Origin of the sequence: Flavobacterium sp. UBA7663, from assembly GCF_002483315.1 — a bacterium.
Lineage (GTDB): Bacteria > Bacteroidota > Bacteroidia > Flavobacteriales > Flavobacteriaceae > Flavobacterium.
Genome location: NZ_DLHR01000012.1, coordinates 148,723 through 160,274, shown reverse-complemented (window position 1 = coordinate 160,274; position 11,552 = coordinate 148,723). Strand labels below are relative to the sequence as shown.

Here is an 11,552-nt window from a genome sequence, read left to right as displayed (position 1 = left end):
GCTTGGTTAGCTTCCAACGGTGGCGCTGTGGCTTCTGATGTTTGTTCGAATGTAACTTGGAGCAAATAACTTCGCATCTGTTTCTGATACGTGTGGAGCAACGGGTTCAGCTACAGTAACATTTACGGCTACTGATGATTGTGGAAACACTTCTACAACTTCTGCAACATTTACTATCATTGACAATACTGCTCCTACTTTCACTAGTGAATTACCTCAAAACATTTCTGTTTCTTGTGACGCAATTCCAAATCCAGCAAATATGTCGGGTTCTGATAATTGTGGTGAAGTAACTATAACTGTTTTAGATACAATTGACAGAGAAGAATCGCAATGTGAAGGAGAATACATCATCAGCAGAACTTGGACCATAACTGATAGTTGTAATAACAGTTCAAGTTATACCCAAACTATAACTGTTTTTGATAACACTCCTCCAATTTTAACAACTCCAATTGATTCTGAAATAAGTGTTTCTTGTTCTGAAATTCCAGCAGTTCCTGAATTAGGTTTTACTGATAATTGTTCAGGAATTCAAGAAGTTATATTTAACGAAACGTCAACTGTCATTTCAATTTACACCTATGTAATTGTACGTGAATGGGTTGTTTCAGATAATTGTGGAAACGAAGCTAGCTTTACTCAAACAATTAACGTAAGTGTTGAAGAACCGTTTGATGCAATTCCTTTCGCAATTTGTATTGAAGAAAATCCAATAGATTTATTTACTATATTAGACGATTCAATTCCTACAAATGGAACATGGGTGGAAGTTACCAATTCTGGTGGATTAACAGGTAGTATTTTTAATCCTTCAAATGTAGCTTTAGGTTATTACACCATACAATATATAGTGGAATTGGAAGATAATGCTTGTCCAATGATTTATGAAATTTACCTAAACGTAAATGACGATTGTGTGGTGTTAGCCGCTTGTGATATTACAGTTTACAATGCAGTCTCACCAAATGATGATAGCTCGAATGATTTCTTTTTCATCGACGGACTTGAATGTTATCCAGATAATACAGTAGAAATTTATAACAGATGGGGAATTTTAGTTTATGACGAAACAGGCTATGATAATAACCTTAAATCTTTCAAAGGAATATCTGAAGGTAAAAACACCATTAACAAAAATGAACTTTTACCAGATGGAACCTATTTTTATATTCTGAAATATACAGATGAAGAAAATAAAAATCATGACCAATCAGGCTATTTATACCTAAACCGTTAATTGACTAAAGTAACTTAAATACAAACAAGATGAAAACGATTCTAACTATAATTTGTGCATTCATTTTACAAAGTATGTATTCTCAACAGGATTCTCAATATACTCAATATATGTACAATACACCTCTAGTTAACCCTGCTTATGCGGGTTCTAGGGAAACTATAACGGCTTTTTTACTTCACAGAAATCAGTGGGTTGGATTAGACGGTGCACCAGTAACTAACAATTTTTCTATAAATATGCCAATTGGAGATTCAAACTTTGGTGTAGGATTAAATTTTGTTAACGATGAAATTGGTCCAGTATCTGAAAATGAAATTTCAGCCGATTTAGCTTACTTTATTCAAATATCTGAAAATTATAAATTGTCATTAGGTTTAAAAGGGACTGCTAATTTATTTCAATTAGACGTGAATAAATTAAGAATTTTTGATCCAGCCGACCCACAATTTCAAAATGTAGATACTGAATTTTCACCAAATGTTGGAGCTGGATTATACCTGTTTTCAGATAAAACCTATTTTGGATTATCGATACCAAATTTTTTCGAATCGTATCGATACAATGATAACAATGTTGAAATTACAAAAGAAAAAATGCACTTTTATTTTATTGCAGGTCATGTATTTACACTTAGTCCAAGCATCGATTTTAAACCTGCTATTTTAAGTAAAATTGTTGAAGGAGCTCCTCTGCAAGCAGACGTGACTGCAAATTTCTTATTCTTTGATAAGCTAACTTTAGGTGCTGCTTACAGATGGGATGCTTCCGTGAGTGCTTTAGCTGGATTTCAAATTTCAGATTCTTGGTTCATTGGTTATGGTTATGATTTAGAAACTACGAAACTTGCTAATTACAATTCAGGTTCTCATGAGATATTCCTACGTTATGAGTTTTTCAACAGAAGTAGAGTTTCAGCACCTAGATTCTTTTAAATTTTCCGATTATGAAAACATTATATACACTAGTATTCGTCTTAAGTATCACAATTGGTGCTTTTGCACAAGGGTCTAAGCTAAACAAAGCGGACAAAAAATACGACAAATATTCCTATATAGACGCAATCGAAGTTTATGAGAAAGTGGCCGAAAAAGGATACAAATCAGCGGAATTATTCGAAAAATTAGGAAATGCTTACTACTTCAATGGTGAATTAGACAAAGCTTCTAAATGGTATGGCGAACTTTTTGCACTAAATCAAGAAGTAGATTCTGAATATTATTTTAGATATGCGCAAGCCTTAAAAGCAGAAGGAAACTACGAAAAATCAAATCAGTACATGGAATTATTTGCTCAAAAAACAGATGATTCTAGAGGGAAATTATTCGTTCAAAATAAAGACTATCTAACTGATATTAATGCCGTTTCCGGAAAATATACCATGGATAAAACCGATGTGAATTCAGAGTTCTATGACTATGGCCCAACATTTTTTGGAAAGCAAATTGTATTTACTTCTTCAAGAAGCGAAGGCAATCAGTATTCAAAAATTCACGATTGGACAAAACAGAATTTTACTGATTTATTCGTTGCTTCAATTGATAATAATGGAAAATTAGGAAGCGTTGAAAACTTTTCTAAAACCGTGAATACCAAATTCAATGAGTCCTCACCTGTTTTTACTAAAGATGGAAAAACCATGTATTTTACCCGAAACAATTACAACGACGGTAAAAAACGTAAAAGTGATGACAAAGTTATCATGGAAAAAATTTACAAAGCGGAATTAGTCAATGGCGAATGGACAAATATTAAAGAAGTTCCTTTTTCAAACGACAATTACAAAACAGCACATCCAACGTTGAGTCCAGACGAGAAAACCATGTATTTTGCTTCGGATATGCCTGGAAGTTTTGGACTTTCTGATTTGTATAAAGTTTCAATCGATTCTAATGGAAATTTTGGTTCGCCTGAAAATTTAGGTCCAACCATCAATACAGAAGGAAGAGAAACGTTTCCTTTTGTTGATGCTGATAACAATTTGTTTTTCGCATCAGATGGACATCCAGGACTTGGTGGTTTAGATATTTTTGAAGCAAAATCAGCTAACAATTCTTTTGAAAAACCTATTAATGTTGGAAAACCATTAAATAGTCCAATGGATGATTTTGGCTATGTTACCAACAAAGATGGTTTAGGATTTTTCTCATCAAACAGAGATGGCGGAAGCGGTTATGATGACATCTATACGTTCACCGTTTGTACGCATACTTTAACTGGTTTAATTACTGATATTGATACAAAAGAAATCCTACCAAATGCTAAAGTGATGCTGTTTGATGATAAAATGAATCAAATAAGTGAAACTACTGCTTCAGAAAAAGGTGCCTATTCCTTTAAAATTGAATGTGATAAAAAATATTACATAAGAGCATCAAAACAAGAATATGAAACCACTGAAAAATCGTTTGGTCCTGTAAATAAAACTGGTGAATCTAAATTAGACATTGAATTAAAACGAAATATCTTCCCTATTGAAGTAGGAACCGATTTAGGGAAAGTACTTGGTGTGAGCATTATTTATTTCGATTTAGATAAATGGAATATTCGCCCAGATGCTGCAGAAGATTTAGAAAAAATCTTAGCGGTTATGAACCAATATCCAAATATGACAATTGATATTCGTTCACATACCGATAGTAGACAAACACACAAATACAACGAACAATTATCCGACAGAAGAGCAAAATCTACTTTAGAGTTTTTGGTTAAAAATGGTATCAACCGAAACAGATTAACAGCAAAAGGATATGGAGAAACACAATTGGTAAACAATTGTTCAGACGACGTTCCGTGTAGCGAAGCAGAACATCAAAAAAATAGACGAAGCGAATTTATCGTACTAAAAATGTAACCTACACACATATCTATATCATTTTTAATAAAAGCAGCTGTTCTTGTAATAGCTGCTTTTTTATGTAATAAAAGTTTTATATATTTGAGGGTATATACAAGTATTGTATAATGCAAAAAATAACCAAAAATGTATCTAAAAAAAACCAAGCTTACAAACTTTAGAAGCTACGAATCAATCGAAATCGAGTTTGACCAAAACTTAAATGTTATAATTGGAAAAAATGATATTGGAAAATCAACAATTTTAGAAGCACTTGATATTTTTTTTGGTCAAGAAAGAATTAAAATAGACATAGACGATAAAAATGTTTTTAATGGCTCTGAAATGTCAATTAGCTGTTCATTTATTATTGATACAGATAAAGAATACCTAATTGATACAGATGTAAAAACTAATCTTAAAGATGAATTTTTATTAAACTCCGAAGGGTTATTAGAAATTAAAAAGATCTGGGATTGTAGCAAAGACAAACTAACTGCAACAAGTTTAAAAACTTTTATAGTTTGTGATTATCCAAACGAATTTTATTCAAATCCATTACCAACATTAAAAATTGAAGAGCTTAAAAAAATATTAGAAGATAAAAATAATTCAGATATTGCTTTAGCTCTTTTTGATAAATTGAACAATAATGAATTTGAAGGATTGGAAATCGGTCCTTACAGCTCAGATATGGACAAAAAAATTCCTATAAAAATAGACAAAAGAAAAAGAGCTGAAATACGAAATGCAATTTATCAAGTAATTGAAGATAAAGAATTAAAAACTATTGAACTACCTATTGATAAAGAAGACGGAAAAAACATTTGGAATAGTATTAGTAATGATTTACCATTATATTTTTTATTTCAATCTGATAGAGCAAATAAAGATACAGATAAAGAAGTTCAAGACCCATTAAAAGTTATAACGAAAACTGCAATAGATAACGTAATTGACAAACTTGAAGAAGTCAAAGAACTTATTAAAAAAAGTGCCGAATTAATAGGTAATGAAACTATTAAAAAACTTGAGGAAATGAATCCCGAACTTGCAAAAGTTTTAAAACCTGATGTTACAAATAAAGCTTGGGATTCACTTTTTTCTTTTTCTTTTATTGGAGACGATAATATTCCAATGAATAAAAGAGGTAGTGGTGTTAGGCGATTAATTTTATTAAATTATTTTAGAGCAGAAGCTGAAAGAAAAAATAACTCAAATAAAACAGTAATTTATGCAATTGAAGAACCTGAAACTTCTCAACATCCTAATCATCAAATTTTATTAATTAATGCTTTAAATGAAATAGCTCAAAAAGATAGTCATCAAGTAATTCTAACAACTCATTCACCAGAAATTGCTAAACAAACAAAAAAAGAAAATCTAATATTAATTGATAAAATTGATGGTGTAAACAAAGTAATTGAAGATGAGAATAAACTTCTAGCTATTTCAAATACATTAGGAATTTCGTCATATCTAGGTAAACTAGTAATTTGTGTAGAAGGAGAAAATGATATAAATTTTTTAACAAACGTTAATCAAAATATTCAAGAATTTAAAGATATTATAGACTTAAAAAAAGAAAATATAAAGATAATTCCAATGAAAGGTTCTACTTTGATAAATTGGATTGACCGAAATTATCTTGAAGGTTCAAATGTTATTGAATATCATTTATATGACAAAGATGCTGACCAAAAATACAAAACTTCAATAGAAAAAGTTAACAATAGAAATGATCATTCGAAAGGAAAATTGACTCTTAAAAGAGAATTAGAAAATTATATTCCATCTTCATTATATGAAAATGAATTTGAAATTGATTGTTCAAGTATTAAAGATTGGAATAATGAAGATATAATTTCAATAGTTACTGCAAAAACAAAAAAGTTTAATCATATTGAAGACTTTAAACAAAAAGAAAATATTATAAAAGATATTACTAACTCCAGAATTACAAAAATATTAACTAAAGAAAATATTATAGAAATGGGGAATTATGAAGAAATTAAGAGTTGGTTTACTGATATAAAAGAACTTTATGAAAAATAAATCATTACTCAAATCAGTAGTTTATAACTAAAACAAAAAAGCAGCTATTCTTTTCAAAATAGCTGCTTTTTATATAAACAAACATGAAATTTTATTTTTTGATGAACATATTCGTGTAGTATTTTCTACCTTGTTCATCTACTTTTATCGAAGCTCCAAAATGGGTGTAATCACCTTCTAAATTTGCTTTATGACTTGGACTATTAACCCAAGCATTAACTGTTGATTGTGCTGTAGCATAAGCAAAAGCAACGTTTTCACCTACTCTATACGCTCCTAAAACAGATTGTAAATTTGATTTTCTCTGATCAAAACCTTCATGCGTAACCGTTTGTGTAGCTAACATGTAATCATTGTGTTCTGAAGATTTGTAAGAAATATGTTCTATAATTTGCAATGGATTTAATCCTATAGAAACTCTGTATTCATTAACTTTATCTAACAATTCTAACTCACCAGCATTGTGTGTGTAGTTTTTAGCAGTTTCAATTGGTTCGCTTACACTTTCACTGTCAGATGAACATGATGTTAAAGATGATAAACTAATTGTTAGGGCAAAAAGAGTAATCATTAATTTTTTCATAAGTAGAGAGTTTTAAGTTGTTGTGTTAATAAATACTAAAAATCGATTAAGTGATTGATTAACAGGACAAATGTACAAAATCATCGGTAACTTGCAAAAAAAATCGATGAAATGCATCAAAATTTAACGTTTTAAACATTTGAATATCAATTACTTAAAACTTTACTTACAGGAATAAAAAAATCCCAAGTTAAAAAACTCAGGATTTTGTATAAAAAAAGTAAAATATTGATTATCAAGGCGATAATCGTTCTATTTTCCAATCATAATTATCGGTTACTTTATAGCGAATTCTGTCGTGCAAACGATTAGGTCTTCCTTGCCAAAACTCCACTTCTACAGGTCGCACTAAAAAGCCACCCCAATGTGCCGGACGCAAAATTTCTTTTCCCTCCCACTCTTTTTCTAATTGTTTTAAGTTGTCTTCTAAAAACTCACGATTGGGAATTACTTCACTTTGTGGCGAAACAATTGCACCTAGCTTACTTCCATCAGGTCTTGAAGCAAAATAATTATCCGAAATGTTCTCAGCTGTTTTTTCTGCAATTCCTTTTATAATAATCTGGCGTTCCACAGTTGGCCAAAAGAAAGACAAACACACATTCGGATTATTCAAAATAGCTTTTCCTTTTTCCGAATTGTAATTGGTATAAAAAATAAAACCTTCTTCATTGAATTTTTTAAGCAACACCACACGCGCTTTCGGAAAACCATCTAAACCAATTGTTGTAACGGTCATGGCGTTTACTTCCTCTGCTGCGTTTAAATCTTCCGCTTCATAAAACCATTTATGAAATAAGTTAATTGGATCTTCCGGAATTTGAGTTTCCAGTAATTCGCTCTTTTCGTATGATTTTCTATAATTGCTTAAATCTTTCATTGTTGCTTTATTTCGACAAAGCAAAGTTACAAAGTGATTATTGTTTTTTTACTAAAACAAAAATTAAAATTAAACCTTTTTGAATATCTTTAGTCTTATAAACAAATATCGCATTTTGCAAGACGAAAAAGCTTTCATCTCCGAATTATTAAACCCGAAAACGCAAAATGAAGCGTTTCGAAAGCTCTTGCAATTGTATCAAAAACCATTGTATTATCATATTAGAAACATGGTTTTAAATCATGATGATGCCGATGATGTGCTGCAAAACACGTTTATAAAAGTATTTGGTAATCTTAAAAATTTTAAAGGCGATAGTAAATTATATTCTTGGATGTACCGAATTGCTACAAATGAAGCCATAACTTTTATGCAACAAAGAGCAAAAAAGCAAGGCATATCAAACGAAGAAGCCCAACAAAAAGCCATTAATAAATTAGAAAGTGATGTTTTTTTTGATGGAGATGAAATCCAACTAAAATTACAAAAAGCAATTGCAAAATTACCTGATAAACAACAAATAGTATTTAAAATGAGGTATTTTGAAGAAATTAAATACGAAGAAATGTCGGAAATTTTAAACACTTCGGTTGGTGCTTTAAAAGCAAGTTACCATATAGCAGCAAAGAAAATTGAAGAATTTTTACATACAAATTAAACCTTTTAACATTATTTTTGTCCAATAGATATGAAACCTTTTGACTTAGAAAATAAAAACGAAATAAAATCGGGATTTAAAGTTCCAGACAATTACTTTGAGCAATTCGAAGCTAAAATGATGGCACAAATTCCTGTAGAAAAAGAAACGAAAGTAGTTTCCTTATTTTATAGAAAACAAGTTTGGATAAGCGCTATTGCTGCCGTATTTTTACTTGCGATTGCAATTCCTGTTTATTTCAATATGGCAAGTGAAAGTAATTTAGATGCTTCTACTATTGAAAATTATTTAGCACAACAGCAAAATGTTGGGATAACAGAATTATCAAAACACTTAACCGATGACGACATTATAGCGTTAGAGAAAAATTTATCTTTAAACGAATCAAATCCTGATGCTGTTGAAGATTATCTTTCCGAATCGGAAAACTTAGATTATTATATTAACGAATAAAATTTACCCATTATGAAAACGAAAATCATATTTCCTATTATATTTCTTTTAGTTACTTCCTTGTCTTTTTCACAAGGTTTTAAAGAAAAAAGAGAAAAAGTAAAAGCACTAAAAGTTGCTTACATTACTGAGCAATTAGAATTGACTACTGATGAAGCTCAAAAATTTTGGCCTATTTATAATGCATTCGATGAAAATCAGGCAGAGCTACGTCATGAAAAAATGAGAAGTATTTTAGACCGATTCAAACCAGGAAATGTTGAAAAATTAAGTGAAAAAGATGCTTCTAATTCATTAGCTCAAATGGAAAAAATTGAAGAAGATTTATTCAATTTAAAGAAGAAATTCATCAAAGATTTGCAAGGTGTAATTAGTGCTAAGAAAATCATCAAACTTAAAAAAGCCGAAGAAGATTTTAATAGAGAATTATTAAAACAAATGCGAGAAAAAAGAAGAGGTTAGTTATAAATCTTAAAAGCGTTCAACAGTAGTTGAGCGCTTTTTTTTATTCCATTTGAAATCGAACCAATTTATTTCTTCCAGTTGCATAAAACACTTTATCAGATTCAAATCTGAAGGTAAAAAAATCTTTATCATCTGAGAATTTTATCCAACTTTTACCAAAATCAGCCGAATAAAACATTCCTGTTCCACCAACAGAAATTAGCTCCTTTCCTTTGCTATTCTGTACAAATTGCACACACGAAGCGTATCCAAAAGCTTCATTTTCGGCGATTAATTTCCAAGTTTTGCCGCCATTTTTAGTAATGGCTTTGTTTGCCCAATTTTGGTCTTGCTTCATGTAATTTCCACCTGCAATAATTCCGATTCTTTCATTGTAAAAGTCGGCAGTAAAAATTCCGGTCATCTCCTCACCTTGAACAATCGGCGTTTCATATACTTTCCAAGTTGCACCAAAATCCTTAGAAACAAAAACACGCGATTTCTTTCCACCCGAAACCATAAAAATTGATTTTCCTTTTATAGTTAAATTGGTGTTGCTTGTTGCAAAAGCGGCTTCACCTTCTGAAACTTTTGGTAAAACATCACAATTTACTTTTTGCCACGTTTTGCCTCCATCATTAGTTTTTATAAATGCTAAACAATTTTCAATTGGGTCACCCATGGCAAATCCGTTTAGTTCATCCACAAATTGCATACTGTCGTAAAACACTTTTTCGTGTTCTTCTTTGTACACAACAGTTTCTTCCAATGTTTTCTTATCAATACGAATCAACGTAGCTGGATTACCAACCGCTAAAATAAAAATGGCTTCTTTGGTTCCTGCAATGCTTCTAAATTCGGTAGTTCGGGCAACCGATTGAATTTCTTTTAAAATAGTAGTGTCTTTTTTCTTATTGTAAAATCCGTAACGCCCTTTATCCATTCCCATCCACACTCTTTCATTGTCAACATAAATGGCTCTACAACTCAATTTAGTTTCGAAAATAACTTCCGATTTAAATTTTCCGCTTTGAGCTATTGCTGAAATACTCGTAAAAATTAGAAATAAATAAATTTTCTTCATTTGATGGGTTTTATTTTCAAATATAATGGAAATGTTTCAATGCAAAAATATATTTTATAAATAACTAATTATCAATGCATTAAATCCTTATAAAAAACTTTGGCACAGTAATTGAATCATGAAATATAAAAATAAGAACCCTTAAACAAAAATATTATGAAAACTAAATTGATACACCTGAGCTTACTGGCTTCATTGACGATAGGTTCACTTTTTGCACAAGAAAAAACTACGGTTACAGCAAAAAATTCGGATATCAGCGACAACTTAGATTTAAGAGCGGTTGCAACTGTTTTTGGTGATGCAAAAGACTTGGAAGATTTTGAAAGAAGATTGAATGATCCAAAAACACAAATTTCAAACTTAGATTTGAATAATGATAACTATGTCGATTATTTAAGAGTTATTGAAACAGTTGAAGGCAATGTACATTTAGTTGTAGTGCAAGCGGTTTTAGAAAAAGATGTTTTTCAAGATGTAGCTACCATTGAAGTAGAACGCGATAGCAATAACCGTGTTCAAGTTCAGGTTGTTGGTGACGTTTACATGTATGGTACGAATTATATTTACGAACCGGTTTATGTACACACTCCTATAATTTATAATACATTCTGGGTAGGAAACTATCGTCCGTATTATTCTTCATGGTATTGGGGTTATTATCCTAGTTACTATAGCTACTGGAATCCGTTCCCAATTTTTAGATACAGAAATCACATTCATGTTCATATCAATTTTGGTCACAGTTATCATTATGTTTCACACAGAAGATGCGCTTCAGTTTATAACAACTACTATGGAAGAAGAGGAAATGGTTACGAAAGAATGCATCCAAATCGTTCATTCGCACATAGAAATTCAGGATATTCAAACCGACATGAGTTAGATTCAAGAAGAAATATCAATACGCCACGAAATAGAAGTGAAATAACTTCAAACTCACCAAGAGGAAATCGTGAAACAAGAGAATTTAACGGAACTACGCCAAGAACTAGAACCGAAACAAGTACTCCAAGAAGTAACGGAACAAGAGGAAATTCTGATACACGAGTTGTAACTGAAAACAGAGGGAATTCACCAAGAGTTACTACCGAAAATAGAAACAGAAATCAAGGTACAAGATCAAATGGTGGTAGAGAATATTCAGAAAATAGAAGCAATACTCCAAGAGAAAGAGGTACTATTTCAAGTTCGGGAAACAGAGGTAATTCTGAAGTTAGAGGAAACACATCAAGAGGTAGCTCCCAATCTAGAAGTAGCGCTCCACGAGGCAATTCAAACTCAAGAGGTTCCGAAGGAAGAGGATAAATATTAAAGCT

12 protein-coding genes are annotated in these 11,552 nt (G+C 31.0%); 8 read left to right on the top strand and 4 right to left on the bottom strand.

All coding sequences use genetic code 11. The annotated features are described in order from the left end of the window. Window positions 1-6: 6 nt before the first annotated feature. Complete coding sequence (locus B2741_RS03395) at window positions 7-204, bottom strand: hypothetical protein (protein WP_291135461.1); 198 nt, start codon at window positions 202-204, stop codon at window positions 7-9. 58 nt (window positions 205-262) lie between these two features. On the opposite strand from B2741_RS03395, the gene B2741_RS03390 reads away from it, so the two are divergent. The 4 genes from B2741_RS03390 to B2741_RS03375 all read left to right on the top strand — a co-directional run bounded on the left by B2741_RS03390 (window position 263) and on the right by B2741_RS03375 (window position 6,131). Continuing rightward, window positions 263-1,240, top strand: coding sequence for a gliding motility-associated C-terminal domain-containing protein (locus B2741_RS03390; protein ID WP_291135459.1), 978 nt, complete (start codon window positions 263-265; stop codon window positions 1,238-1,240). A 29-nt stretch (window positions 1,241-1,269) separates the two neighbouring features. Then, on the top strand, window positions 1,270-2,175 hold the full coding sequence (locus tag B2741_RS03385; RefSeq protein WP_291135457.1) for a PorP/SprF family type IX secretion system membrane protein: 906 nt from the start codon (window positions 1,270-1,272) through the stop codon (window positions 2,173-2,175). An 11-nt stretch (window positions 2,176-2,186) separates the two neighbouring features. After that, complete coding sequence (locus tag B2741_RS03380; protein ID WP_291135455.1) at window positions 2,187-4,094, top strand: OmpA family protein; 1,908 nt, start codon at window positions 2,187-2,189, stop codon at window positions 4,092-4,094. Window positions 4,095-4,223: 129 nt separating this feature from the next. After that, window positions 4,224-6,131, top strand: coding sequence for an ATP-binding protein (locus B2741_RS03375; RefSeq protein WP_291135453.1), 1,908 nt, complete (start codon window positions 4,224-4,226; stop codon window positions 6,129-6,131). Window positions 6,132-6,222: 91 nt separating this feature from the next. Here B2741_RS03375 and B2741_RS03370 read toward each other — a convergent pair whose 3' ends face one another. Together B2741_RS03370 and pdxH are read right to left on the bottom strand one after the other, a co-directional pair. Continuing rightward, window positions 6,223-6,714 (bottom strand): CAP domain-containing protein, encoded by a 492-nt coding sequence (locus tag B2741_RS03370; RefSeq protein ID WP_291135451.1) that lies wholly within the window; start codon window positions 6,712-6,714, stop codon window positions 6,223-6,225. Between the two features lie 235 nt (window positions 6,715-6,949). Next, window positions 6,950-7,594 carry a pyridoxamine 5'-phosphate oxidase gene (gene pdxH / locus B2741_RS03365; RefSeq protein WP_291135449.1) on the bottom strand — a complete coding sequence of 215 codons (645 nt, stop codon included), beginning with the start codon at window positions 7,592-7,594 and terminating at the stop codon, window positions 6,950-6,952. Window positions 7,595-7,709: 115 nt separating this feature from the next. On the opposite strand from pdxH, the gene B2741_RS03360 reads away from it, so the two are divergent. Genes B2741_RS03360 through B2741_RS03350 form a run of 3 tightly spaced genes read left to right on the top strand, consistent with a single transcriptional unit; the run spans window position 7,710 to window position 9,167 of the window. Further along, window positions 7,710-8,252 carry an RNA polymerase sigma factor gene (locus tag B2741_RS03360; RefSeq protein ID WP_291135446.1) on the top strand — a complete coding sequence of 181 codons (543 nt, stop codon included), beginning with the start codon at window positions 7,710-7,712 and terminating at the stop codon, window positions 8,250-8,252. A 30-nt stretch (window positions 8,253-8,282) separates the two neighbouring features. Beyond that, entirely contained in the window at window positions 8,283-8,705 is a 423-nt protein-coding gene (locus tag B2741_RS03355; RefSeq protein WP_291135444.1) for a hypothetical protein, read from the top strand. A gap of 12 nt (window positions 8,706-8,717) precedes the next feature. Then, a complete protein-coding gene (locus tag B2741_RS03350) occupies window positions 8,718-9,167 on the top strand; it encodes a sensor of ECF-type sigma factor (protein ID WP_291135442.1) in 450 nt (149 codons plus the stop codon). 43 nt (window positions 9,168-9,210) lie between these two features. Here B2741_RS03350 and B2741_RS03345 read toward each other — a convergent pair whose 3' ends face one another. Continuing rightward, the gene (locus B2741_RS03345; RefSeq protein ID WP_291135440.1) at window positions 9,211-10,233 is read right to left on the bottom strand and encodes a WD40/YVTN/BNR-like repeat-containing protein; all 1,023 of its coding nucleotides are present in this window, start codon (window positions 10,231-10,233) and stop codon (window positions 9,211-9,213) included. A gap of 156 nt (window positions 10,234-10,389) precedes the next feature. Here B2741_RS03345 and B2741_RS03340 point away from each other — a divergent pair, with 156 nt between their 5' ends. After that, window positions 10,390-11,541, top strand: a complete 1,152-nt coding sequence (locus B2741_RS03340) for a hypothetical protein (RefSeq protein ID WP_291135438.1) — start codon at window positions 10,390-10,392, stop codon at window positions 11,539-11,541. Window positions 11,542-11,552 lie beyond the last annotated feature (11 nt).